Below are 23,860 nucleotides of genomic sequence, written 5' to 3'. Positions count from 1 at the left end.
GGCTCCACCTCCGATCCGCGCTTCGCACCGATCCATGAGGAGAACAACCGTGTCCATCTACCTGTATCGGTGGGGCAAGTTCGCGTTCCGCCGCAAATGGATCGTGCTCCCCGTCTGGTTACTGTTCTTCCTGATCCTGGGCGGGCTCGGCGCCACGCTGCAGAAGCCGATGACCGACGACTTCTCCATGCCCAACCTGCCCTCGGAACGCGCCACCGACATCCTCGACAAGCACTTCCCCGGCATGTCGGAGGCCTTCGCCTTCGACGCGGTGACCGGCACCTACGTCGTCGGCGCGCCCGCCGGGCAGAAGCTCACCGACCCGCAGAACCGGGCGGCGCTGGACGGGCTGATCGCCGCGATCGAGAAACTCGACATCGTCGACAAGTCGAAACCGATCGTCGACCCGATCACCGCCACCGAGGAAATGGGTTGCCTCACCGCGCAACCCGATCCGTCGACGTGTTCGGCCGCGCCGCTGAACGTGCTGAACAAGACCGCGCCCGACACCGTCGCCTTCTTCAGCGTCCCCTTCACCATCAAGGAATTCGCCGACATCACCGCCGACGACCGCCACGCCGCCTACAACGCCGGCGACGCGGCCCGTTCGGCCGGACTCACCGTGGAGATCTCCGGTTCCATCGCGATGGAACAGGAAATGCCCAGCGGCAAGTCCGAATTGATCGGTATGGCCGTGGCGCTGGTGGTGATGATCGTGGCCTTCGGTGCGATCGTGGCCGCGTTCGTGCCGATCATCACCGCGATCGTCGGACTCGGGGCGGCGACCTCGCTGATCTTCCTGTCCACCTCGGTGCTGACGGTGCCCAGCTTCACCACGTTCCTGGCCTCGATGATCGGCATCGCGCTCTCGATCGACTACGCGCTGTTCATCGTCTCCCGGTACAAACACGAACTACACGTGCAGGATTCGCCGGAGGAAGCCGCGGGCACCGCGCTGGGCACGGCGGGTTCGGCGGTCGTGTTCGCCGGTCTCACCGTCATAATCGCGCTGGTCGGGTTGAGCATCGTCGGCGTCAAGTTCTTGACCTTCATGGGTCTGGGCGGTGCGGTCGCGGCCGCGTTCGCCGTGCTCACCGCCATCACACTGATGCCTGCGCTGCTCGGCGCCTTCGGCAAGGCGCTGTTCAAGCCGAAGCTGCCGCTGATCGCCCAGCACGACCCCGAGGACGACAACGTCGTCACCAACGGCACCCGCGTGGCCCGGGTGATCGCGAAGTTCCCGGCCATCACGATGATCCTGGCGATCGCGCTGCTCGGCCTGCTGGCCGCGCCCGCGTTGAACCTCAATCTCGGCCTGCCCGGCGACGACAGCATGCCCAAGACGTCCACAGTCCGTAAGGCCTACGACCTGCGCACCGAGGGCTTCGGCGAGGGCAGCAACGGCGTACTCCAGATCGCCGTCGACCTCAGCGACACCCCCGTCGACCAGCGACCGGCCGCCTTGAACGCCCTGAGCGAGCAGCTGCGGTCCTACCCCGACATGGACCTGGTGACCGAACCGCAGATGAGCGAGGACGGGGCGGGCGCGCTGATCAACGGCATCCCCAAGACCGGCCCCAACGCCCAGTCGACCAAGGACCTGGTGCAATCGGCGCGCGACGCCGAACCCGCGCTGCACGAGCAGTACAACATGTCCTACGGCATCACCGGCACCACCGCGATCTACGCCGACATCGACCACGTCCTGCTCAGCAAGATCGTGCCGTACATGGCGATCGTGGCGGGCGCGGCCTTCGTGCTGTTGATCCTGGTGTTCCGCTCGATCCTGGTCCCGCTCACCGCCGCGCTCGGCTTCCTGCTCTCGATGGCGGCCACCTTCGGCGCGACCGTCCTGATCTTCCAGGAGGGCAAGTTCGACCTGATCAAGGACCCACACCCCCTGGTCAGCTTCCTCCCGATCATGTTGATCGGCTTGGTGTTCGGGCTCGCGATGGACTACCAGGTGTTCCTGGTGACCCGCATGCGCGAGGAGTTCGTGCACGGCGCCTCCCCCACCGAGGCGGTGATCAAGGGCTACCACCACGGCGCGCGCGTGGTGACCTCGGCGGCGATCATCATGATCTCGGTGTTCGGTTCGTTCCTGCTCGAATCGGATGTGACGGCCAAGTCCATGGGCTTCGCGCTGGCCGTCGGCGTGGCCCTGGACGCGTTCGTCGTGCGCATGGTGCTCATCCCGGCGCTGCTGGTGCTGCTGGGTAAATGGGCATGGTGGATACCGAAGTGGCTCGATCGGATCGTGCCCGATATCGACGTCGAAGGCACCAGGGTGCGCGATATCCAAGCCGAGCGACGCGCGATCGCCCCACCACAGGGGTGAGTACCGACCGGCCGGGAACCTCGCGTTCCCGGCCGGTTCGCTATTGACTGGGTTGTGGCACCTGGCATTCGGTGACGCGCGGATTCAACCCGATGTAGTTGGCGGGCCCCGCCGCGGCAGTCACCGCGATGGTCGCCCAGTCCGAGCACTCGCGCGGCAACTGACTGAAATGATCCCGCTGACCAGCGGCGAAGAGCCCGACGGCGACCCAGCCGAGCACCACGAGAACCAAAAGCTTTCCCCCGAGCCCGATCCCGGACTTCGCGGGTGGCGGCTGTCGCCCGCGCATAGACATCGTTCCTTCCCGGATTCGGTGTACCCCAGTCTATTACGCGACAAATCAGCGCAGGTGCGGTGCAGGTGAATACCCGACAACAGATCGTGGGCGATCCCGACGAAAAAGCCCCCCACCTGTGTAAACAGGTGGGGGGCTCTTGGCGGTGGCGGAGGGATTTGAACCCTCGGACGGGGGTTACCCGTCACACGCTTTCGAGGCGTGCTCCTTAGGCCGCTCGGACACGCCACCGCCGACTACGGTACCGGACGGGGGTGGTGATTGTTAAATCGGCTGGTCAGCGCTGGTTTTTGAAGAAGGTGTCGAGCAGGGCCACGCAGTCGTGTTCGAGGATTCCGGCGCGCACCTGCGGGCGATGGTTGAGGCGGCGGTCGCGCACCACGTCCCACAGGGAGCCGACCGCGCCGGTCTTGGGCTCCCACGCCCCGAACACGACCTTGCCGACCCGGGCCGCGACCAGCGCGCCGGCGCACATCGTGCAGGGTTCCAGGGTGACGGCCAGGGTCGCGTCCTCGAGTCGCCAGCCGTCGCCGTGCACGGCGGCCGCGCGGCGCAGGGCCAGGACCTCGGCATGGGCGGTGGGGTCGCCGAGGGCTTCCCTGGCGTTGGCGGCGCGGGCCAGTTCCCGGCCCTCGGCGTCGAAGACGACGGCGCCGACCGGCACATCGCGCGGGTCGGCGTCGGCTGCGGCCGCCAGGGCGGCGCGCATCATGTCCTCGTCGGTCACCTGGGCAATTTGTCCAGGGCCGCGGCGAATTCGTCGGCGAAACCGAGACGCTGGGCGATCATGCCGAGCTGCTCGTCGGGGTAGAGGTCGGTGTCGGCCAGGATCACGCTCAACACCGGTTCGGGCAGGCCGAGGTCGGCCAGCACGCCGAGGTCGCCCTCTTCCCACGGTTCGACATCGTCGAGGTCATCGGGGTCGATATCGGGGATCTCGACATTGAGCGCGTCGAGCACGTCGGCGGCGATGTCGTACTCGATCGCGGCGGTGGCGTCGGAGACGAGCAGGCGGGTGCCGCTCGGCGCGGGACGCAACACGATGAAGAACTCGTCGTCGACGTCGATGAGCCCGAACACTGCCCCTGAGCTGCGCAAAGCTTTCAGTTCATGCTCGGCGGCCGACAGGTCGTGCAGGGCATCGGAGCTGAGCGGAGTGACCCGCCATGTGCCTTCTTCGCGGACCACGGCCACTGCGAACCCTTCGACGTCGAAGTCGTCATCCGACGTCGCCCTGTTCGTGCCCGAGCGCTGTGCTGCCATGAACCAAACGGTAGTCTGTCGAACCCCTAATGATGAACTCGTGTGCCAATCTGTTCCGATGAGCATCGACCAGCGTGGGGCCGTTTGCGTCCTCGGCACCGGCCTTATCGGCGGTTCACTGCTGCGCGCCGCCGTCGGGGCGGGGTATGTGGCGTTCGGTTACAACCGTTCCGCAACGGGCGTCAGCGCGGCGTGCCGCGACGGTTTCGACGTGTCCGGCGACCTGTCCGCGGTGCTGCGCCGGGCCGCGGCGATCGACGCGCTGCTGGTGGTCGCGGTGCCGATGCCCGCGGTGGATTCGCTGCTCGCCGAGATCGCCGCGCTCGCGCCGGAGTGCCCGCTGACCGATGTGGTGAGCGTGAAGGGTCCGGTGTTGGACGCGGTGCGCAAGCACGGGCTGGAAGCGTTGTACGTGGGCGGTCATCCGATGGCCGGAACATCTCGATCCGGTTGGGCGGCAACAGATTCCGAACTGTTCCGAGATGCCGTATGGGCGGTCGGCGTGGACGAGGGCACCCGCGTGGAACCGTGGTCGCGGGTGGTGCGGTTGGCGTTGGACTGCGGGTCGGTGGTGGTTCCGGTCCTCGCCGAGGAACACGATCGGGCCGTCGCCCGGATCTCGCATCTGCCGCACGTACTGGCCGAGGCACTGGCCGCTGCGGGGGCCGAGGGCGGGAAGCTGGCGCTGGGTCTGGCGGCGGGCTCGTTCCGCGACGGCACCCGGGTCGCGGGCACCGCGCCCGACCTCGTGCGGGCGATCTGCGAACCGAACGCGGCCGCGCTGGAGGCGGTGCTCGACGAGGCGATCGAGACACTCGTCACTACCCGGGATTCGCTGCGCGCGAACGGTGTTCTCGGCGAACTCGTCGAGGCGGGTTATCGCGGGCGCACCGCCTATGACCACCGCGCGACCTGGGATATCACCGGGGTCGAACCCGGTAGTGGCGACTGGCTCGCGGCGTTGCACCGTGCCGGTCTGGACGGTGGCGTCTTGCGGGCGCTCTGAACGGAGCGCGTCCACGTCGGACCCGGTCGGCCAGGCGTTTGCGTGTGCCAGGACCGAATTTCAGACCCGTTCGGCGAGTCCTGGGTAGTCCAGCACGAACCCCTCAGGATCGACCCGCAATGTGGCGCTGGAAACCGGCGACAGCACGTTGATGCCGTCCGAGGCGCTGGAATAGGTGAGTTCGGCCTCCTGCACCAGCAGGTCGGGTAGTCGCACGTAGACGACCGGCACCTGCACATCGCCGACGGCGTTCTGTAACCCGAACCGGCGGATCGGCAGGGTGTTGAAGAACGGGCTGAGCACCACGTCCACGTCGAGGGCGCCGCCGAAGGTGGAGCGCACGTGCGTGCCGCCTGCGTCGACGAGCCAGTAGTTCTCCTCGTCGCGCGAGATCGAGGCGTGGCGTTCACCGGCCGCGGTGGTGGTGCGCAGCGACAGGCGGCGGGTGGCGCCCGCCTCGTCGGTGACCAGGTCGTAGGACGCGCTGAACGCCGGGTGCTCCTCGCCCGCGCTGCCGATCAATCGACCGGCGGCTCTGATCCGATTGCCGTTCACTGTCACCCGCACCGACTCCATGCGGGTGTTGTCGTGGGCACGCCAGGTGAGCACCGCAGGCCACCGGGAGGTCTGCTTGATCTCGGCGGGGCCGTCGGCCGGGCCCGGGGCAGGGGTCGTCACCTCTCTACGGTAAGCGACACCGGCCCCGACGCTGTACAACACGGGCGCATCACACCAGCGAATCCCGCCACGCGGCGTGCAAACCAGCGAAGCGGCCCTGCCCCGCGATCAGCTCCGCCGGTGCGCCGTCCTCCACGATCCGACCGCCGTCGAGCACCAGCACCCGGTCGGCGATCGCCACCGTGGACAGCCGATGGGCGATGATCACCGCCGTGCGGTCGCGCAGCAGGGTTTCCAGCGCCCGCTGCACCAGCCGCTCACCGGGGATATCCAGGCTGGAGGTGGCCTCGTCGAGCACGATCACGGCCGGATCGGCGAGGAACACCCGCGCGAACGCCACGAGCTGGCGCTGCCCCGCCGAGAGCCGACCGCCGCGCGTGCGCACATCGGTGGCGTACCCGTCCGGTAGCTGCGCGACGAACGCGTCCAAGCCCACCGCCCCGGCCGCCGCGGCGACCTCGGCATCCGTGGCCTCCGGTCGGCCGAGGCGGATGTTGTCGGCGATGGTGCCGGAGAACAGGTAGGCCTCCTGGGTGATCATCACGATGTGTCTGCGCAGCTCGGCGTCGACCAGGTCCCGCAGATCCACCCCGTCGAGCGTGATGACGCCCCCGGTCGGGTCGTAGAACCGGGTGAGCAGTTTGGCCATGGTCGACTTGCCCGCACCGGTCGCGCCGACCAGCGCCACCACCTGCCCGGCCGGGATGGTCAGGTCGAATTCGGGCAGCACCGAGGTGTCGTTGTAGCCGAAGGCGACCCTGTCCATGCGCACCGCGCCGCTCGCGTGCTCGAGGGTGACCGGTCGCTCGGGTTCGGCGACGGCGGGCTCCTCCTCGAGCACGCCGGAGATCTTCTCGAGCGCGGCCGCGGCGGACTGGTAGGAGTTGAACACTTGCGCGAGTTCGTCGAGTGGGCCGTAGAACTGGTCGAGGTAGAGCAGGTACGCGGCCAGCACGCCGATCGCGAGATTGCCCTCCATCACCTGCCAGGCGCCGACCAGCAGCACGGTCACCGTGGTCAGCTTGCCGATGAAATTCGACAGCCCCACGTAGTCGCCCACGCCGCGCACCGCGGCGGTGGTCGCCTTCTGGTACTTGGCATCCTCGAGGCCGAGCACCTCGTCGTTGCGCGCTTCGCGCCGGAACGCCTGCACCGCGCGCATCCCGCTCATCGACTCGACGAACTGCACGACCACCCGCGAGATCGCCCCACGGGTGCGCCGGTACCCGGCCCGCTGGCGCCGCTGCGCCCACCGGGTGACCAGCACCAGCGGCACGAACCCGAGCAGCACGATCGAGGCCAGCAGCGGATCGAGCCAGATCAGCAGCGCCGCGATGGTGACCACCGAGATCACCGCGCTCAGCGCCTGATTCAGCGCACCTTCGAGCAGTTCCTGCAGCGCTTCGATATCGCTGGTGAGTCGGGTGACGACCTTGCCGGAGGTGTACTTCTCGTGGAACGACACGCTCAACCGCTGCGTGTGCTGGAACGAGCGCACCCGCAGATCGAACAGCACCCGCTGACTCAGCGAGCCGGAGGCCCGCAGGAACGCGAACGTGGTGAGCCCCGAGAGCAGCGTGACCACCACGAACCCGATCACGGTCGCGAGCAACGGCGTCCAATTGCCTTGTCGGCCTGCCGAAATGCCGTGATCCAGCGCGTAGGCGATGAACAGCGGCATCGACACCTTGGTCGCGTTGTCGAGCAGGATCAGGACGAAGGTGAGGACCGCCTGCTTGCGGTAGGGCCGCACCAGGTCGAGCAGCAGTCGACGGGATCGCCCGGCCAGCACCAGGTTTCCGGTTCCGGTGACGGCGTCGTCCTCCTTGGCGATGCCGCGCCAGTCGGCAGCTTGGTCGGAGTGTTGTTCCGCCGCTTCGGTGTCCGAGGTAGCGGTGCTCATGGCTCACCTCCCATCAGTTCTCGGTAGTGGCTGCTGGTGCGCAGCAGTTTGTCGTGGGTGCCCTCGGCCACGATGCGTCCGTCGGCGAGCAGGGCGACGCGGTCGGCCAGCGCGGCGGTGGACGGGCGGTGCGCGACGAGCAGGGTGGTCGCCCCCGACAGCACCGAACGCAGCCGATCCTGCACGCGCTCTTCGGTTTCCACGTCCAGCGCCGAGAGCGGATCGTCGAGCACCATGATCCGCCCGCCGGCCTCGCTCTCCCCGGTGAGCACGGCCCTGGCCAGCGCCAACCGCTGCCGCTGCCCACCGGACAGGCTCATCCCCTGCTCGCCGATGCGGGTGTCGAGGCCCCACGGCAACGCGTCGACGAACTCGCTCGCCTGCGCGATGTCGAGCGCCTGGCGCACCTGCGCGTCGGTGGCGCGTGGGTCGCCCAGCGCCACGTTCTCGCGCACGCTGGCCGAGAACAGCACCGGTTCCTCGAAGGCCACCGTCACCACGCGACGCAGGTCGGCCAGTCGCAGGGTCGCGATATCGATCCCGTCGATGGTGATCCGACCGCGATCGACGTCGTAGAGGCGCGGAATCAGTTCCAGCAGCGCGGTTTTGCCGCTGCCCGTCGCGCCGACGAGCGCGACCGTCTCACCCGGTCGAACCCGCAGCGAGATCTCCTCGAGCACCGCGTTCTCCGGGCCGCCGTCGGCGCGCGGGTAGCCGAAACCGACCCGGTCGATGACGAGTTCGCCGCGCGACGTGTGCGGCAGACTCACCGGGTGCGGCGGGTCGGTGATGTCGAGCGGGGTGTCGATGAGTTCCCAGTACCGGTCGGCCGCGGTGGCCGCCTCGAACAGGTCCGACAGCAGGAAACCGAGCCAGATGATCGGCCACTGCAGGAAGGTGGCCAGCGTGACGGCGGCGACCAGGGTGCCCATCGTCATCGACCCCTGCACCACCGAGTAGGCGCCGACCCCGAGCGACAGCGCGATCGCCACCGTCGGCAACACCACCAGCGCCGCCCACAGCGTCGCATCGAGGCGCACCTTCTCCAGCTCGGTGCGCTGTAGTTCTCGCGAGAGCGCGGTGAAGCGCGCACCGAAGAACCGCCCGCGCCCGAGCGCCTTGAGCACCCGAACCCCCTGGGCGGACTCCTGCGCGATGGTCGCCAGGTCGCCGGATTGATCCTGCGAACGGCGCGAGGCCACCTCGAATCGGCGCACGAAGCGCATCGAGAACACCACCAGCGGCAGCGAGGTCACCGTGAAGATCAGTCCCACTTGCCAATTCATCGTGAACAGAACGACGAGGCCGATGGGCATGATCACGATGTTGACGATGAGGAACGGCCCGACGAACGCCACGAACCGACGCATCACCCCCAGATCGTCGATGGCGCGCGAGAGCAGCTGACCCGACTGCCAGCCGTCATGGCGTCCGATCGAGAGCGCCTGTAGTCGCGCGAAGAGCTTGGCGCGCAGGGTGATCTCGATCATCGTCGACGGCTTGGACACCAGCCAACGCCTGCCCCACATGCCGAACGATTCGAGCGAGCCGAGCAGGAAGATCAGGGCTACCGGCACCAGCAGGCCGACGAAGTCGCGGCGGGCGACCGGCCCGTCGATCACCCGCGCGATGACGAGCGGAATCGCGATCGCGGTGCTCGCCATGAGGATCGCCAGGACGTTGGCCAGAATCAGCGGCGTCCGGTACGGCCGGAGAAAGGGCAGGAATCGACGCAGCGACCGCATGCCGCCCCTGGACCGCGGCACCGGCCGCACTGCTCTGTCGGCCTCCGTATCGGCTGCCAGGTCTGATGTGACAGACAAGATTCCCCCCTCGATGCCTGGTGTGGCTGGTTGGTTTCCGCTGCGGACTCGAGGTGATGTTCGCACCGGGGTCCGACAAGTTCGGTCCCTCCAGACTCCCAGAGCACCCCGGCGCCGGGCCACCGATTTTCCGGCGCCCGAGCCCCCGCGCCCGCACCCGCGGAGCTCCGAGCTCGCGCGGGCTCGTTCGCACGCGGCTCGCTGTGCCGCGGCCCGATACAATGCGCCGCAGGCGTGAGTGGTGGCCCGCGCGATCGAGCGCGCCGCGCTCCCAGAGACAACAGGGGTCGTTGATGCGGATGGTCGGGTTGTTCGCCGGGATCGGCGGACTCGAACTCGGCCTGAGCGGGCACGGTTGGACCTCGGAACTGCTCTGCGAGATCGACCCCGGTGCCCAGGGAGTGCTCGCCGCGCGCTTCCCCGACACCGACCTGCACGGCGACATCACCCGCTTGCGCTCGCTGCCCACCGGCACCGAACTCGTCGCGGCGGGCTTCCCCTGCCAGGACCTGTCCCAGGCCGGGCGCACTGCGGGCATCACCGGACGTCGATCGGGCCTGGTGGACGAGGTGTTCCGGCTGGTGCGCAGGCAGCGCGGACCGCGCTGGTTGCTGATCGAGAACGTGCCGTTCATGCTGCAACTCGGCCGGGGCGCGGCCATGCGCCACATCACCGCCGCGCTGGAGGAACTCGGCTACCTGTGGGCGTACCGGGTCGTCGACGGGCGGGCGTTCGGCCTACCGCAGCGCCGCCAACGCGTACTGATGCTGGCCTCGCGCACCGAGGACCCGCGCCAGGTCCTGTTCGGCGACGACGCGGGCCCCCGCGACTACGGCGATCCCGACTGCGACCCGTGCGGCTTCTACTGGACCGAAGGGGTTCGCGGCCTCGGCTGGGCGGTGAACGCGGTGCCGACGCTGAAAGGCGGTTCCGGCCTCGGCATCGCCAGCCCGCCCGCGGTCCGACTACCCGCGGGCGAACTCGTCACCCCCGGCATCGTCGACGGGGAACGATTACAAGGTTTCGCCGCCGACTGGACCGCCCCCGCGCTGGACGTACCGGGCGTCCGACACGGCCACCGGTGGAAGCTGGTGGGCAACGCGGTGAGTGTGCGCATGGCGAACTGGGTCGGCGAACGCCTGGCCGCGCCCTCGGACCCGTTGACGCTGGGCGAACCCCTGGCCCCGGGTCAACCGTGGCCCAGCGCCGCGTGGGGTCACGCCGGCGTCGTCCACCGCGTTCCCCTGTCCACCTGGCCGGTCCACGAGCCCTACGAGGACCTGAAGAACTTCCTCACCGAGCCCCGCCTCCTCTCCCCCCGCGCCACGGCCGGCTTTCTCCGCCGCACCGAAATGGGCACCCTCCGATTCCCTCCTGGCTTCCTCGACGATGTCCGTAGCCACCTCGACCGCATGGGCGGCTGGGCGGCGTGAGCGGGCTCGACCCCGACCACCTCGAACCGAATCGCGCGCGCACGCCGACGACCGATGCCGCCACGAGTGCGCGCATGGCCAAGCAGCGTCGGGCGAATACCGCTCCTGAGCTGGCGCTACGCCGCGAATTGCACCGCGCGGGCCTGCGCTATTTCGTCGACCGCGCACCTCTGAAAGGGCAGCGGCGGCGCGCGGACGTGGTGTTTCCGAGGCTTCGCATCGCCGTCTACGTCGATGGCTGTTTCTGGCACTGCTGCCCGGACCACGCGACGCATCCGAAGAACAACGCGCAGTGGTGGGCCGAGAAGTTGGCGGGGAATGTGGCGCGGGATCGGGCCACCGACGCGGCCCTGACGGCCGCGGGTTGGCAGGTCGTTCGGGTGTGGGAACACGAGGACCCGCACGCCGCAGCCGAGCAGATCAGCTCGCTGGTGGAAGCCTCCAAGCGACGCTGACCTGCTGATTCTCAGCGGCGGCGGGGCGTGCGATCGGCGCGAACCCGCACCCGTGCGCGCGAGGCGTCCGCCGCGACGAAGCCGGATACGGCCAACGCCAGGATCGTGGCGAAACTTGCCAGCGCGATCACGTAGCTCATCGAAGACCTTTCCGTTGGGTACCGACCACCCTGCCCGGTGAACCTGACAGCAACCTGTGCGAGCCGCCGTGCCCTGCGATGAAACCACGGCCGGACCCCCGCCGCGCCTGATCCGATCGGCATGATCGCGACCAGCACAATGGGCGATGTGACCGAACCCGCCCGGCACATCCGCGGCTACTCGTTGCTGATCGCCCTGGCGATCGCGCTCGCGGGCCTGTGCTATTCCTCGTGGCTGCTCGAATTCGTCCTGCCGATCCACACCGACCCGGTCAACACCTTCCTCAGCGAACTCGACGCCGAGGGCAAGCCGTACCGCGCGGTGTTCGGCACCGCCGACAAGATCGTCGGCCTGCTGCTGATCCCGGCCGCGCTCGGGGCCCTGCTCGTGTTCCCCCGACGCGGGCTCACCACGATCGGCTGGGTCGCCCTGCTGTGTTTCGGCGCGTCCACGATCGCCGACACCCTGCTCCCCCTGCACGACTGCGACCCCGGCGACAGTTCCTGCGGCGGCGACAGCGGCCTGTTCCCGCAACTGCACCAACCCCACGCTATGACCAGCACCCTGGCGGTGACCTCGATAGCGGTGGCGGCGTTCGCTTTCAGCGCCGCCGCCTACCGCTACCACCGCTGGAAGATCCTGCGCGAATTCGGCGTGGTCGTCCTGCTCATCGGCACCGCGGCGACCCTGTGGATGATGATCGCCGACAACCTCCCCGGCTCCTACGCCCTCGGCATCGCCCAGCGCATCCAGGTCACCACCATGTCCCTGTGGCTGCTCGCCCTGGCCGCCGCGGTCCTCACCGAATCCCGGGCGAGCTAGCGCTCGTCGGACCCGATGGGAGATTCTGCTGACCATGACCACAACTCGGGTGAACATTTCCTCTACCTCCGATTTCGAAGATGTCGTGGGGTATTCGCGGGCGGTACGGGTCGGCAATCAGGTGGTGGTCAGTGGCACCACCGCCTCGATCACCGGTGGCGGCGCGGTCGGCGGCGACGACATCGGCGCCCAGACCGCGGAGGTCCTCGACCGGATCGCCACCGCCCTGGAACAGGCGGGCGCGAGCCTGGCCGATGTGGTGCGCACCCGCATGTTCGTCACCGATATCGCCCGCTGGCCCGAGGTCGCGGCCGCCCATGCCGCCGTCTTCGGCGCCATCCGCCCCGCGGCCTCGATGTACGAGGTCACCGCGCTGATCGCGCCGGAGCTTCTGATCGAGATCGAAGCGGACGCGATCATCGCTGACTGAAATCGTCACACGCTCCGCCGGCGGCGACCCGTCCTCGACGGCCGAAAAGGCGGAGTTATCCACAGGTAGAAAGTTATCCACAGGCGAATTCGACGCCGCCGTTATCGCCGTGCGTCGCACTCGTCGAGCACTACTGTCGAACCCGTGACCAGCGAAACAGCAACCCCCACCGACCTGCTCGATCAGGTAGCGGCCTCCACCGCGCGCTTCGACGCCGCGATCGGCACCCTCACCGACGCGGCCGTGGCCGAACCGTCCCTGTTACCGGGTTGGACGCGGGGGCACGTGCTGGCCCACATGTCACGCAATGCCGACAGCCTGCTCAACCTGCTGCTGTGGGCGCGCACGGGCATCGACATCCCCCAGTACGCGAGCCTGGCCGTGCGCGACGCCGACATCGAGGTCGGCGCCCCCCGCCCCCTCACCGTCCAGCACGACGACTTCACCGCCTCGGCCCACCGCTGGCAGGCCGTCGCCACCACCATGCCGCCGGCCGACTGGCAGGCCGAGGTCCGCAACCGCCAGGGCGGCACCCTCATCGCCGACGGCATTCCCTGGATGCGCTTGCGCGAGACCGAGATCCACCACGTCGACCTCGATATCGGCTACACCTCCGCCGACTGGCCCACGTCCTTCGTCGCCCGCCTCCTCCCCGAAGCCATCGCCGACCTCACCGCCAACCTCGTCCCCGACGCCACCCCCACCTTCGATATCCAGCCCACCGACACCGATTTCATCGCCACCGTCGGCCCCGGTCGCCCCAACCACACCGTCATGGGCCCCGCCCACGCCATCCTCGCCTGGCTCCTCGGCCGCACCCCCGGCACCGACCTCACCGGCCCGCTACCCCCGCTACCGGCCTGGAAGTAGTCGCCGGTCCCGCGCTGTCAGCGGTTCGACAATCCCGATATTCCAACTGTCACACCAGCACCGATGCCACCGATAGCCGATTCGGGGGGTGCGAGGAAGGGTCCGGCGGTGCTGTTCGAGTTGTGGAGATCCAGTCGATTCGACGAGACCAGAGTCGAAGCCAGGCGCATGGCCGCCAAATCGCAGGCGGGCAGGCCCGAACGGATTCGGACCGGTCGCCTCGCCCGTCACGAACTACCCGCGACCTTCGGCCGCAGTGTCGAATCGACCATCCAGCTGTGCCCCACCGAGCCGGACACGAGGGTCTCCCGACGGGCCCTGCATCTGCACTGGGAAGCAGGAAGGCCGGTGTGCGAGGTGGTACAGAACAGCGGCGCGTACGTGCAGCGGTGGGGTTCGGCGCACACCTCCCTGGCCGAGCCGGGGACCTGGATCCCGATCGGCTCTGTGCCACTGTCGTTTCGGATCGACACGCCGCACGGCTTCCACTGGGTGCTGCTCGGTTGCGAGGAAGGTGAACTCGAATCCATCACGGCGCCACCGCAATCGGTGGCCGGCGACGTCACCGACCCGCCGCCGGGGCCGAGGTTCCCCGTGGGCAGCGAACCACATCTGCTGTTGCAGGACGTCGAGGACGACCTGACGAGGGCATACCGCATGTTCCTCGAATGGCCGCCACAATTGGACCCATCCACGACACCGAGCGAACTGGTCCCGACTCGGAAGCAGGCCATCCTCAAGTTGCGGGCGATGTCGGTCAACTATGGCTTTCGCACCAACGAACATCAGGCGTTCAATGCCGAATTCCTCACGTGGCTGGTCGATTCCGGCAACTTCCCCTTCGAGTACTACCGGATGCACACGACGATGGGCGTCGACGTGGACGCGTGATCGGAACGACCGTTCCTTGGCAGTCGGTCCCCAGGCGCGGATCCTCGAATTACCGGGTTCGCACCCGGATCCGAGACCGAGGGAGGCGCTGTGGACAACCGGAGTCGGGCGCCTCGGCGCGAGGTGTAACGGATGCGTCGCGACGGCGGTAGTGATGCGGGGATGTCGAACGGAGATCGAATGCAGCAGGGAATGCGCAGCGGCGCCGACGAATACGCTGAATCGGGCGGCAGACTCGAGCCCGTCGGCACCCCCACGCCACCCGGTGTCGCTGACCGTTCCCGACCTGTCAGGTCCGCGAGCCCGCCCGCCGGACAGGAGCTCGGCGACTTCCTCATCAAGCTGACCTGCGCCGAACCCACGCTGATTCCGAACGCGCAGGAGCGGCGGTGGTATCAGCGCCTCGGCCTGTCCATGGTCTTCACCGCCGTCTGCGGCGCGATCGGCATGCTCGCGCTGATCCTGGCCGCCTACCCGTCGCTACGGCTGGTGCCGCTGACCTATGTGGGTGTGTTGCTCTGGGGCGCCATCATTTTCGTCGTCGACAGCCTCATCGTCGGCAAGCCCTCCTACAACCCCAAGCCGTGGGCCAAGTGGACCCAGATCGGACTGCGGGTCGCGATCGCGGTGACGGTCGCCCTGTTCATCTCCGAGGGCATCGTGCTCACCGCCTTCCACCAGGAGATCAACGAGCAGATCCAGGCCGACAATCAGGCCAAGAGCCGAGGCGACAGCAAGCGCCAGGCCGATCTCGTCGAAGAGGTCACCGCGATCTACGCCGACGCGACGACCGCGATCGAAAATCAGAAGAATCGGCTCGACACCGACCGAACGACCGCCAAGGACAATCGCGTGACCGCGGAAAAGGTTGTGGCCTGCGAACATCAGGGCCTGGCAGCCGATCCCGTCTTCTGTCGGCAGCGAAGCTCGGGCAATGGCGGACAGGGCACGCTGACAACCAATGCCGACGCGAGTCTGGTGCAGGCGCAACGCAGCGAGCTCGCGGCGCTGGCCGCCTACGACGACTACATGGTCACCAAGAAGCCTCTCCCCGCCGAGCTGACCCCCGAGGTCCTCGCCGCCTGCGACCGTCCCGGCGCGACCGAACTGACCGAATACGACGCCCGCCTGTGCCCGATCAACGCCCAGATCGCCGAGGCCACCAAAGCCACCCCGCCCCCCGACCGCAGCACCACCGGCCTGCTGCGCCGGGTGGTGGCCTCGTTCAAGATCGGCCACGGTGAGGGCTGGGACCCGCTCGACGCCTGGGTCGTCGCGCTCACCCATCTCGGCGCGGTGCTGCTGCTGTTGTTCATCGACCTCGTTCCGCTGTTCGCCAAGTTCGGCGGCACCACCGGCCACGACGAGGCGGTCCGGGCGACCTTCCGAGCGCGCCCACCGCACTTTCTCGACAACGACCTCCCCCAAGAAGCCGGCAAGGCCGCGGCCGAAGAGCGCGCCACCTTCTACGCGCAGACCTTCCGCAAGCAGGCCGCCGACGAGATCGTCGCCGCCCACGCCGACAGTGACGCGCACCGGCTGGAACGCCAGCGCGACGCCCAGCAGCGCGCGGTGAACGCGCAGCAGCGCCGCCGCGCCCTGCAGGCCAAGCAGGTGATCCCCCAGGATCGGCAGATCTCGGCGCTGGGTTCGGTCGGCTACCCCGACCTCGACGACGCCCCGCCGACCGACACGGACGACCCGATCTCGGGAGTGCCCCTGTCGGAGGTGCCGACCGATGGGCAGCCGCAGGCGGGGCCGGCGCTGTCGGAGGTGCCCACCGACGGCGAACCCGGTCTCGACAGCGCGCACGCGCGTTCCGGTAACGAGGCGACGCCGGTGGCGGGCAATCGGGTGAGCGTGCCCGTCATCGAGATCTCCCAGCACGATGACCAACGCGTTCGACCCACCGGTCTGCGCCGTGCCGTCCAGAAGATGTCGGAGGTCACCTCCTGGATGCGCCGTCCGACCCCGCCCAAGGTCGGCACGATCCTCGAGACCACCAACTCCACCACCGCACTGCGATTCGAACTGCTCAAGGACCTCGCGCACAATGCCGACGGCGAATCCAAGAGCCAGAATTACGGGCTCTGGCAGGCGCGGGACGAGACCGGGCGCATTCTGGCGGTCAAGTCGTGTGTGGCGCCGAGCGAGGACGCGGCGGTGCAGGCGCTCATGCTCGAGGCCAACTTCTGCGGCATGTACCAGCACCGCGGGATCATCCACACCGGCTCCAAGCTGCACCGCGACGTCGCCACCGAGGCGTGGTTCCTGGAGATGCCGTACTACCCGGCGGGCGACCTGGACACCTACCTGCGCTCGCAACGCATCACGCTGGGCCGAGCGATCGCGATGGCCGACGAACTGATGGCGGCGCTGCATCGCGCGCACACCATGGGCTTCCTGCACCGAGACATCAAGCCGCGCAACATCTTGGTCGACGTCACCAACCCCGCCCAGCCCCGCCCGGTGCTGGCCGACTGGGGTATCGCGCGGCTCATCCGCGGGATCAATATCGAGATGTCGACCCCGGGAATGGTATTGGGCACCCGCCGGTGGGCGCCGCTCGAGCAACTCGATTCCAGCGTCTACGCCGAGTACGGGCTCACCGACACCCGCACGCACCCGCTGTTCACGCCGGATCTGTGGGCGGTCGCGGCGGTGCTGTACTGGATCATCACCGGCGAGTCACCGCGCCACCGCATCTCGGAGGAAGCGGGAATGAGCGATCCCGACATTCCGACCGACCACTACGCACGGTGGCTGCGCGAGGCCAAGCCGCCCATCCCCCGCCTCGACGAGGATTTCGTCGGAGTCCCGACCGAACTGGCCGACGCCGTCGCACAATGGTTGTCCTATGACCCGCGACAGCGTGCCGAACGCCCAGGCCAGGGGACTTCGGTGATGGCCGACGCCCGCGCGGTGATCCGCGGCATCGTCGCCGCCAACCCCGACCTCGACCACATCGCCCTTCCCCTTCGACGACGAGGAATGTGACGATGTCGCCCACTATTCCCCGGTCCCGCGTGCTCAAAGCCGTCGCGTGGATCGCGTTGGTTCTCCTCACGGTGTCGGTGGCCGGTTCGGTGTCGTGGATCGCCGAGCACACGCGCGCGATCGTGATCGTCGTGCTGTGCCTGGCGCCGCTGTTCCTGCGGCCGCGGGCGCCGTGGCGGGCGAGATCGAAGCCGACGACCGAACCCTCATCGGCACAGGTCGAGCAATCAGTGGACACGCAGAACGGACTGAACATGATGTGGCAGCAGCAACGGCAGCCGGCGGGCATGCCCCCTCACATGGATCGCCGACCTCCCGCCAACTCACCGGGCGTCGACCACGGCGATCGTCGGCCCTCGGCCAACTCACCGGACGCCGTCCACGTAGACCGCCGGCACCCGGCCAGCACGCCGGATGCCGTCCAGGTCGATCGCCGACTGCCGGCCATCTCCCCGCGACCCGAGCACGTCGACCGTCGCTCCTCCGCGCAGCCACAGCTCCCGATCGGCGAGTCCGAGCGCCCCACCGAAATACCAAGGGACCAACCGCGAATCGGCGCGGCCATCTCCTCCCCCTCTGCACCTTCCCGAGAAACCCCCACGCACGGCTACTTTTTCGACTTCGGCGCGCAATCCCTGCGCGGCCTACGTCAACGCAACGAGGACGCCTGGCTGGCCGAACGCAACGTCCTCGGATGCGCTGACGGCGCGGGCGGGCGCCCCCACGGACGCGAGGCCTCCAAGGAAGCCCTGACCGCCGCCGCGCAAGCCCTGGCCGAACCCGGAAACACCCTGATCCAAGCGATCCGCGAAGCCACCGCCCGCGTCGAATCCGATGCCGCCAACGACCCCCGCCGCCGCGCGACCACCCTCGACCTCGTCGTCCTCGACCCCAACGGCGACCTCACCGGCGCCCACATCGGCGACGGCCGCGTCTGGTTATTCCCCGCCAATTGCGATGTCCCCGAACAGATGACAGCCGACCACCGCGGCGAGGGCTCACACCTGGCCCGCAGCATCGGCGGCGACTCCGACAACAAGGACCCCGACCTGTGGATCCGCGCCGTCGGCACCGGCGACCGAGTAGTACTCGCCACCGACGGCCTCTGGAGCCGCCTCCCCGACACCCAGGTCGAACGCCTACTCATAGACACCATCGCCCTAGCCCCCCAAGACGCCGTCAACGCCCTCGCCCAAGCCGCCCTATCCGCCGGCGGCACCGACAACGTCACCGTAATAGTCGCCGACATAGCCGCCCCGATCCCACCGAACTGACACCGGAGACCTCCAAGACGAGGAATCGAGCCCGGCATCCACCGCGTTCATGGTTACCGCACGAGCCCGGCCACGGTGAGCGTGTTCCGACGTGGTCGAGGTGCCGTGCGCTCCTGGACGGAGCGATGAAATCGGGGTGCGGTCCGAGAGCGCGGCCGGGCAGCATGTCACGGCGGCGGCCGATAGCCGCTGCCAAGAGTTCCACAACCGACCCGGCCGATCATCAGCAGTATGAAATCCTTTGCCGCACACGGCTTCCAGCTGATCTCCGCCGTCGCCCTCGCCGGCATCGGAGCCACCGTTACCGCCGCCCCCGCATCGGCCGACTCGGCCCTCTACGCCTCGATCGCCATCTCGGTGCGGACCGGCGCCACTGCCGCGTCGTGGAACTACCCGAGCCAACGAGACGCCGAGCGGGCCGCGGAAAGGGCCTGCGACAAGCTCGACTGCGAGACCTGGATCACCGTCCGCAGCGGCTACTGCGGCGCCGTGGCCCAGGCCAGGAACGGGAGCTGGTCGTGGGGCCGAGCCACCACCCGTGGCGTAGCCGCAGCGAACGCCATCGGCGCCAGCTCAGGCCCCCAACCACAGGTAATCAAGACGGTCTGCCAGGACGCCGCCCTCGGCATCGGCGCCATCGAATCCTTCGCCGCCGAACAACCCACCGAATGAAGAACGGCTCCCAGCGGATGCTGGGAGCCGTTCTTTTGTGCGCCCGAAGGGATTCGAACCCCTAACCTCTTGATCCGTAGTCAAGTGCTCTATCCGTTGAGCTACGGGCGCATGGTGGTGCATCTTCAGTTGTTACCCAGCGAGCTGGGTGTGGCGGAGGCGAGAGGATTTGAACCTCCGGTCCCCGTGAAGGGACAACTCATTAGCAGTGAGTCCCATTCGGCCGCTCTGGCACGCCTCCTGGAGCCTTCTCTTTCGAGGGCACCGGTCCTTGTCGAACCGCCGGGAATGAAGATTACACGAGCAGCCGTAGTAGTCCAAAACGCCTGGTCAATCAGCGTAAATTGCTGTCGAACCAGTCGTAGATGCGGGTCTGGGAGTCGATTCGGATGGCGGCGACCGTGTCGTCGTCGACGTCGGCGCGGTGACTCAGGCCCGGATAGGTGACTGTGAGACTGGCCACATCGGCCTTGGCGGTGGCTTCGCGCAGGCTCTCGACCGCCTCGGCGGGGGTGGCGGGGTCGTCGGCGCCGAAGAGGCCGAGCCAGGGTGCCTGGAGGTCGGCGGCGATGTCGATGAGGGCGGCGTTCTGGTCGGGCAGGGGGGTGGTGATGCCGGGGGCGGCCACGCTCACCGCGGCGCCGATCGGGCGGTTGGTGGCGACGAGGAAGGCGGCGGTGCCCGCGGAGTCGAAGCCGAGCACGCCGATGGTGTCGGGGAAGACGCCGCGGTGGGTGAGCCAGTCGAAGCCGGCGTCGAAGTCGTCGAACAGTTCCTCGCCGAACACGTCATGGGCCTGGTCGTCGGCGATGCGGTCGAACAGGTGCGGGGCGATGACGATCCAGCCCTCGAACGCCAGCGCGCGCATCAGGTCGAGCAGGCGGGGCGGGAATTCGCGGGATTCGTGCAGGACGATGATGCCGCCGCGGGCCGCGCGTTCGGGTTCGACGACCGTGATCGGCACCGAGGTGCGCCGCGCGGGATCGGCCGCGGCGTCATCCTGCGGCCGTAGCGGGGCGACATCGTCGAAGGTGCCCGACATAAACCCAGCGTAGGCGGCGCAACCGCGCTTGGGTAGGCCTTGACAGCCGTGCCGCAGGTCGCGAGGGCCGATCGTCGTAGGGTGAGGGCGTGACCGCGCACATCCGCCCCGATCTCGCCACCATCCCGGCCTACGTCCCCGGCCGCAATCACCCGGACGCGGTGAAACTCGCGTCCAACGAGACCACCGTCGGCCCGCTGCCCAGTGCCGCGAAGGCGATCGCGGAGTCCGCCGAGCAGGCCAATCGCTACCCGGACAACCAGGTCACCGAGCTGCGTACGGCGCTGGCGGAGTTCCTCGGGGTCGAGGTGGCCAATGTGGCGGTCGGGTGCGGCAGTGTGGCGCTGTGCCAGGAGCTGGTGCAGATCACCTGCGACGCCCCCACCGACGAGGTGGTGTTCGCGTGGCGCTCGTTCGAGGCGTATCCGATCGTGACCCAGGTGGGCAACGCGACCTCGGTGCCGGTGCCGCTGGCCGAGGGCTACCTGCACGACCTGGACGCGATGGCCGACGCGGTCACCGAGCGCACCAAGTTGATCTTCGTCTGCAATCCGAACAACCCCACCGGCACCGCGCACGGTCGCGCCGAACTGGAACGGTTCCTCGATCGAATTCCCGCGCATGTGCTCGTCGTGCTCGACGAGGCCTACTACGAGTACCTGCGCCTGACCCCTGAGACCCGCCCCGATGGGGTCGAGATCGGCCGTACGCGCCCGAATGTGGTTGTCCTGCGTACTTTCTCGAAGGCGTACGGGTTGGCCGGTCTGCGGGTCGGCTACGCGGTGGGCGCCCCCGAGGTGATCGCGGCGCTGATGAAGGTGCACATCCCGTTCAGCGTGAACCGGATCGCGCAGGTGGCGGCGATCGCCTCGTTGCAGGCGCGCGGCGAGTTGCTCGATCGCACGGATGTGCTGGTGGCGCAACGACATCGGCTGCGCGACGCGCTGCTCGCGGCCGGTTACCCGGTGCCGTCGAGCGAGGCCAATTTCGTGTGGTTGCCGCTGGGCGCGCGCAGTGTCGAGTTCGGTGAGGCCAGTGCGGCCGCGGGCGTGCTGGTTCGACCGTTCGCGGGCGACGGCGTGCGGGTGACGGTCGGCGATCCGCACGAGATCGACCGGTTCCTCGCCTTCGCCACCGCGCCCGAGACGGTGGCCCGCTTCCGGTAGCTCCGGGGCACGGTCAGCCTCCTTGACGTGGGTCGCGGTGGTATTACCGCGAATTCGAGCACACCGCCAGCACACCGGCCGTAGGCTGGTCCGCGGCTGACTTTCGGTGTTCGAACAGGACGAATATGTATGCGGCGACGACCGACCGATTACCTGGTCGGCGCGCGCCACCGGTCGAGTGAGTGTGTTCTCGGCGGGCGATCTCCACCCGTCCCGGGTGCGCCCGCACGGCCCCGCACCTGCTGCCCGACCGGAGATGTACCGTGAACCAAGGATCTCGCCCCGCCGTCTGCGAAAAACCAACCCCCACAGTCACTTCGGTACCCGACTTGACGAAGACCCCGGCACTGTCGGTCGACCTCGATCGTCGGCTACGCGACTGCGACGAGTTCTTCCGCTACCCCGAACTAGGGCACCTGCCCACCCAGCGCCGCCTGAACGCGCTCGCCGAACTACGTGATACAGGCACCTACCGCCAGAGCGCCGAGGAGATCTTGATCGGCGCGAAACTGGCGTGGCGCAACCACGCTCGCTGCGTCGGCCGCAAACATTGGCGTTCGCTGAAGTTGCTGGACGCCCGTCGAGTTACTTCCGCCAGGGAGCTTTCCGAGATCTGCTGGCAGCATTTGCGGCTGGCCACCAACGGCGGCGCGATCCAGTCGATGATCACGGTCGGCCCACCGCGCGGGGCCGACGGCGGCGAATACCGGATCGAGAGTTCGCAGTTGATCCGCTACGCCGGCTACCGCAACGGCGACGGGACCGTCACTGGCGACCCGGCCAATATCGCGGCCACCGAACAGGCCGAGGCGCTGGGCTGGCAGGGCGCGCGCACGCCCTTCGACGTGCTGCCGGTGCTGATCAGCACGCCCACCGAGGAGGTGCGGTATTTCGAGGTGCCGCGCGAGCTGGTGCGCGAGGTGGACCTGAGCCACCCCGACTATCCGTGGTTCGCCGGGCTCGGCCTGAAATGGCATGCGCTGCCCGCTGTTTCGAATATGGACCTGGACGTCGGTGGTGTTTGCTACCCCTTCGCTCCGTTCAACGGCTGGTACGTGGGCACCGAGATCGGCGCGCGCAATCTCAGCGACACCGATCGCTACAACATGCTGCCGCTGATCGCCGACATGATGGGCCTCGACACCTCCTCGGTGCGCACGCTGTGGCGCGACAAGGCGCTGATCGAACTCAATCACGCTGTGCTGCACAGTTTCCGGACCTCCGGTGTGCACATGGTCGATCATCACACCGTGGCCAAGCAGTTCTGCGATCACGTACGCAAGGAGGAAGCCGCCGGGCGCGCCTGCCCGACCGACTGGAGTTGGGTCAATCCGCCCATCTCCTCCGGGCTCACCCCGACCTTCCACCGCTACTACGATCCCCCGGACCTGGACATTCGACCTAACTTCGTGCGCCGGGACTGATCGCTGGCACGGTGTTTGAACCCCCTGCCAGCCGGGTATTTGCTGTGAGGTAGCCGAAAAGCTACCGACCCAACAACCCCGCGAGGCCGACGGTCGGGCAAGACATGCCCGCACACGGTCTTTCGCACCAGGTAGGAGGGATCATCACCATGAGCAAAGCAACCCTGGAATCGCTGATCGGGGCCACCGCCTACGACGAACACGGCGAGAAGATCGGCAAGGTCAAGCAGATCTATCTGGACAACCAGACCGGGTCGCCGACCTGGGCATCCGTCACCACCGGCATGCTGCGGCACGACTCGTTGGTCCCGCTCGTCGGCGCCGAACACGAGGCCTCCGACGACACACTGAAACTGCACGTCGACAAGGATCAGGTGAAGTCGGCGCCGTACCACGACGGTTCGCGGATCAGCGCGCAATCCGAGCAGGAACTGTTCCAGCACTATCACGTGGATCCGCGCGCGGCGGGCTGGGATACCTACGGCCGCCAGGGAATTCGCCCCGAGGCCGACGCGCCGATGACCCACGGCTCCCCGAAGCACGCCCAGGATTCGATGGTGCGTTCGGAGGAACAGTTGCGTGTCGACACCGAGAACGAGGAAGTCGGCACCGCGCACCTGCGCAAGTACGTGGTCACCGAGGAGCAGACCATCAAGGTGCCGGTCACGCACGAAGAGGTGCGGATCGAGCGCGAGCCGATCACCGGCGAGAACGCGGGGCGCGCCACCATCGGCGAGGACGAGCGCGAAGTCACCCTGCACGCCGACCAGGTCCACGTCCAGAAGGAGACCGTCCCCGTGGAGCGGGTGCGCCTGGCCGTCGACGAGGTCGCCGACGAGAAAACCGTCTCCGACACCGTCCGCAAGGAACGCATCGAATCCGACGGAGTCGACAAGCGCCCTCGCGGAAAGTAGTCCCCCCGACCACCTGGCATCGG

22 protein-coding genes and 3 tRNA genes are annotated in these 23,860 nt (G+C 68.2%); 14 read left to right on the top strand and 11 right to left on the bottom strand.

The window, feature by feature from the left end:
- Positions 1–49 precede the first annotated feature (49 nt).
- Complete coding sequence (locus ACFP3H_RS12445) at positions 50–2,338, top strand: MMPL family transporter (RefSeq protein WP_378604311.1); 2,289 nt, start codon at positions 50–52, stop codon at positions 2,336–2,338.
- 40 nt (positions 2,339–2,378) lie between these two features.
- Here ACFP3H_RS12445 and ACFP3H_RS12440 read toward each other — a convergent pair whose 3' ends face one another.
- From ACFP3H_RS12440 to ACFP3H_RS12425, 4 genes are all read right to left on the bottom strand, one after another.
- Positions 2,379–2,627: a hypothetical protein gene (locus ACFP3H_RS12440; protein ID WP_378604308.1), complete on the bottom strand. Its 249-nt coding sequence runs from the start codon at positions 2,625–2,627 to the stop codon at positions 2,379–2,381.
- Positions 2,628–2,773: 146 nt separating this feature from the next.
- Positions 2,774–2,864: transfer RNA gene (locus ACFP3H_RS12435), tRNA-Ser, on the bottom strand.
- Between the two features lie 46 nt (positions 2,865–2,910).
- Positions 2,911–3,345, bottom strand: coding sequence for a nucleoside deaminase (locus tag ACFP3H_RS12430; protein ID WP_378604449.1), 435 nt, complete (start codon positions 3,343–3,345; stop codon positions 2,911–2,913).
- Between the two features lie 11 nt (positions 3,346–3,356).
- Positions 3,357–3,896 carry a tRNA adenosine deaminase-associated protein gene (locus ACFP3H_RS12425; RefSeq protein WP_378604305.1) on the bottom strand — a complete coding sequence of 180 codons (540 nt, stop codon included), beginning with the start codon at positions 3,894–3,896 and terminating at the stop codon, positions 3,357–3,359.
- A 58-nt stretch (positions 3,897–3,954) separates the two neighbouring features.
- Between ACFP3H_RS12425 and ACFP3H_RS12420 the strand changes: the two genes are divergently transcribed.
- Positions 3,955–4,902 carry a prephenate dehydrogenase gene (locus ACFP3H_RS12420; protein WP_378604302.1) on the top strand — a complete coding sequence of 316 codons (948 nt, stop codon included), beginning with the start codon at positions 3,955–3,957 and terminating at the stop codon, positions 4,900–4,902.
- 60 nt (positions 4,903–4,962) lie between these two features.
- Here the strand turns inward: ACFP3H_RS12420 and ACFP3H_RS12415 are convergent, their stop codons facing one another.
- Genes ACFP3H_RS12415 through ACFP3H_RS12405 form a run of 3 tightly spaced genes read right to left on the bottom strand, consistent with a single transcriptional unit; the run spans position 4,963 to position 9,228 of the window.
- Entirely contained in the window at positions 4,963–5,580 is a 618-nt protein-coding gene (locus tag ACFP3H_RS12415) for a putative glycolipid-binding domain-containing protein (RefSeq protein WP_378604299.1), read from the bottom strand.
- 49 nt (positions 5,581–5,629) lie between these two features.
- The gene (locus ACFP3H_RS12410) at positions 5,630–7,483 is read right to left on the bottom strand and encodes an ABC transporter ATP-binding protein (protein ID WP_378604296.1); all 1,854 of its coding nucleotides are present in this window, start codon (positions 7,481–7,483) and stop codon (positions 5,630–5,632) included.
- Positions 7,480–9,228 carry an ABC transporter ATP-binding protein gene (locus ACFP3H_RS12405; RefSeq protein ID WP_378604446.1) on the bottom strand — a complete coding sequence of 583 codons (1,749 nt, stop codon included), beginning with the start codon at positions 9,226–9,228 and terminating at the stop codon, positions 7,480–7,482. The genes ACFP3H_RS12410 and ACFP3H_RS12405 overlap by 4 nt, the downstream gene beginning before the upstream one ends.
- Before the next feature lie 377 nt (positions 9,229–9,605).
- Between ACFP3H_RS12405 and ACFP3H_RS12400 the strand changes: the two genes are divergently transcribed.
- Together ACFP3H_RS12400 and ACFP3H_RS12395 are read left to right on the top strand one after the other, a co-directional pair.
- On the top strand, positions 9,606–10,739 hold the full coding sequence (locus tag ACFP3H_RS12400; RefSeq protein WP_378604443.1) for a DNA cytosine methyltransferase: 1,134 nt from the start codon (positions 9,606–9,608) through the stop codon (positions 10,737–10,739).
- Positions 10,736–11,194: a very short patch repair endonuclease gene (locus tag ACFP3H_RS12395; protein ID WP_378604293.1), complete on the top strand. Its 459-nt coding sequence runs from the start codon at positions 10,736–10,738 to the stop codon at positions 11,192–11,194. Before ACFP3H_RS12400 ends, ACFP3H_RS12395 begins: the two co-directional genes overlap by 4 nt.
- A gap of 11 nt (positions 11,195–11,205) precedes the next feature.
- On the opposite strand, the gene ACFP3H_RS12390 is transcribed toward ACFP3H_RS12395, so the two are convergent.
- Positions 11,206–11,334, bottom strand: a complete 129-nt coding sequence (locus ACFP3H_RS12390; protein WP_378604290.1) for a hypothetical protein — start codon at positions 11,332–11,334, stop codon at positions 11,206–11,208.
- 148 nt (positions 11,335–11,482) lie between these two features.
- Between ACFP3H_RS12390 and ACFP3H_RS12385 the strand changes: the two genes are divergently transcribed.
- The 7 genes from ACFP3H_RS12385 (at position 11,483) to ACFP3H_RS12355 (ending at position 19,291) form a co-directional block, all read left to right on the top strand.
- Positions 11,483–12,157, top strand: a complete 675-nt coding sequence (locus ACFP3H_RS12385; RefSeq protein WP_378604287.1) for a DUF998 domain-containing protein — start codon at positions 11,483–11,485, stop codon at positions 12,155–12,157.
- Between the two features lie 34 nt (positions 12,158–12,191).
- Positions 12,192–12,587, top strand: a complete 396-nt coding sequence (locus tag ACFP3H_RS12380) for a RidA family protein (RefSeq protein WP_378604284.1) — start codon at positions 12,192–12,194, stop codon at positions 12,585–12,587.
- Between the two features lie 144 nt (positions 12,588–12,731).
- Positions 12,732–13,457 (top strand): maleylpyruvate isomerase family mycothiol-dependent enzyme, encoded by a 726-nt coding sequence (locus ACFP3H_RS12375; RefSeq protein ID WP_378604281.1) that lies wholly within the window; start codon positions 12,732–12,734, stop codon positions 13,455–13,457.
- 168 nt (positions 13,458–13,625) lie between these two features.
- A complete protein-coding gene (locus ACFP3H_RS12370; RefSeq protein ID WP_378604278.1) occupies positions 13,626–14,348 on the top strand; it encodes a hypothetical protein in 723 nt (240 codons plus the stop codon).
- A 180-nt stretch (positions 14,349–14,528) separates the two neighbouring features.
- Positions 14,529–17,345, top strand: a complete 2,817-nt coding sequence (locus ACFP3H_RS12365) for a DUF4407 domain-containing protein (protein WP_378604275.1) — start codon at positions 14,529–14,531, stop codon at positions 17,343–17,345.
- A gap of 2 nt (positions 17,346–17,347) precedes the next feature.
- Positions 17,348–18,619 (top strand): PP2C family protein-serine/threonine phosphatase, encoded by a 1,272-nt coding sequence (locus ACFP3H_RS12360; protein ID WP_378604272.1) that lies wholly within the window; start codon positions 17,348–17,350, stop codon positions 18,617–18,619.
- A gap of 231 nt (positions 18,620–18,850) precedes the next feature.
- Positions 18,851–19,291, top strand: a complete 441-nt coding sequence (locus ACFP3H_RS12355; protein ID WP_378604269.1) for a DUF4189 domain-containing protein — start codon at positions 18,851–18,853, stop codon at positions 19,289–19,291.
- 38 nt (positions 19,292–19,329) lie between these two features.
- Here the strand turns inward: ACFP3H_RS12355 and ACFP3H_RS12350 are convergent.
- The 3 genes from ACFP3H_RS12350 to ACFP3H_RS12340 all read right to left on the bottom strand — a co-directional run bounded on the left by ACFP3H_RS12350 (position 19,330) and on the right by ACFP3H_RS12340 (position 20,333).
- A tRNA-Arg gene (locus ACFP3H_RS12350) sits at positions 19,330–19,402 on the bottom strand.
- Between the two features lie 40 nt (positions 19,403–19,442).
- Positions 19,443–19,532: transfer RNA gene (locus tag ACFP3H_RS12345), tRNA-Ser, on the bottom strand.
- A 93-nt stretch (positions 19,533–19,625) separates the two neighbouring features.
- Positions 19,626–20,333, bottom strand: coding sequence for a dienelactone hydrolase family protein (locus tag ACFP3H_RS12340; protein WP_378604266.1), 708 nt, complete (start codon positions 20,331–20,333; stop codon positions 19,626–19,628).
- Positions 20,334–20,422: 89 nt separating this feature from the next.
- On the opposite strand from ACFP3H_RS12340, the gene hisC reads away from it, so the two are divergent.
- The 3 genes from hisC to ACFP3H_RS12325 all read left to right on the top strand — a co-directional run bounded on the left by hisC (position 20,423) and on the right by ACFP3H_RS12325 (position 23,837).
- The gene (hisC, locus tag ACFP3H_RS12335; protein ID WP_378604263.1) at positions 20,423–21,499 is read left to right on the top strand and encodes a histidinol-phosphate transaminase; all 1,077 of its coding nucleotides are present in this window, start codon (positions 20,423–20,425) and stop codon (positions 21,497–21,499) included.
- Positions 21,500–21,828: 329 nt separating this feature from the next.
- A complete protein-coding gene (locus ACFP3H_RS12330) occupies positions 21,829–22,923 on the top strand; it encodes a nitric oxide synthase oxygenase (RefSeq protein ID WP_378604260.1) in 1,095 nt (364 codons plus the stop codon).
- A gap of 149 nt (positions 22,924–23,072) precedes the next feature.
- Complete coding sequence (locus ACFP3H_RS12325; protein ID WP_378604257.1) at positions 23,073–23,837, top strand: PRC and DUF2382 domain-containing protein; 765 nt, start codon at positions 23,073–23,075, stop codon at positions 23,835–23,837.
- Positions 23,838–23,860 lie beyond the last annotated feature (23 nt).

Origin of the sequence: Nocardia lasii (assembly GCF_042658545.1) — a bacterium.
Lineage (GTDB): Bacteria > Actinomycetota > Actinomycetes > Mycobacteriales > Mycobacteriaceae > Nocardia > Nocardia lasii.
This window is presented reverse-complemented; position numbering and strand designations above follow the sequence as displayed.

Bases quoted from the DNA above. Each gene is read 5' to 3' on its own strand.
- ACFP3H_RS12440 (WP_378604308.1), bottom strand. From the start codon at position 2,627: ATGCGCGGGCGACAGCCGCCACCCGCGAAGTCCGGGATCGGGCTCGGG.
- ACFP3H_RS12430 (WP_378604449.1), bottom strand. From the start codon at position 3,345: ATGATGCGCGCCGCCCTGGCGGCCGCAGCCGACGCCGACCCGCGCGAT.
- ACFP3H_RS12425 (WP_378604305.1), bottom strand. From the start codon at position 3,896: ATGGCAGCACAGCGCTCGGGCACGAACAGGGCGACGTCGGATGACGAC.
- ACFP3H_RS12420 (WP_378604302.1), top strand. From the start codon at position 3,955: ATGAGCATCGACCAGCGTGGGGCCGTTTGCGTCCTCGGCACCGGCCTT.
- ACFP3H_RS12410 (WP_378604296.1), bottom strand. From the start codon at position 7,483: ATGAGCACCGCTACCTCGGACACCGAAGCGGCGGAACAACACTCCGAC.
- ACFP3H_RS12405 (WP_378604446.1), bottom strand. From the start codon at position 9,228: ATGCGGTCGCTGCGTCGATTCCTGCCCTTTCTCCGGCCGTACCGGACG.
- ACFP3H_RS12400 (WP_378604443.1), top strand. From the start codon at position 9,606: ATGGTCGGGTTGTTCGCCGGGATCGGCGGACTCGAACTCGGCCTGAGC.
- ACFP3H_RS12390 (WP_378604290.1), bottom strand. From the start codon at position 11,334: ATGAGCTACGTGATCGCGCTGGCAAGTTTCGCCACGATCCTGGCGTTG.
- ACFP3H_RS12380 (WP_378604284.1), top strand. From the start codon at position 12,192: ATGACCACAACTCGGGTGAACATTTCCTCTACCTCCGATTTCGAAGAT.
- ACFP3H_RS12370 (WP_378604278.1), top strand. From the start codon at position 13,626: ATGGCCGCCAAATCGCAGGCGGGCAGGCCCGAACGGATTCGGACCGGT.
- ACFP3H_RS12365 (WP_378604275.1), top strand. From the start codon at position 14,529: ATGCAGCAGGGAATGCGCAGCGGCGCCGACGAATACGCTGAATCGGGC.
- ACFP3H_RS12360 (WP_378604272.1), top strand. From the start codon at position 17,348: ATGTCGCCCACTATTCCCCGGTCCCGCGTGCTCAAAGCCGTCGCGTGG.
- ACFP3H_RS12355 (WP_378604269.1), top strand. From the start codon at position 18,851: ATGAAATCCTTTGCCGCACACGGCTTCCAGCTGATCTCCGCCGTCGCC.
- ACFP3H_RS12340 (WP_378604266.1), bottom strand. From the start codon at position 20,333: ATGTCGGGCACCTTCGACGATGTCGCCCCGCTACGGCCGCAGGATGAC.
- ACFP3H_RS12325 (WP_378604257.1), top strand. From the start codon at position 23,073: ATGAGCAAAGCAACCCTGGAATCGCTGATCGGGGCCACCGCCTACGAC.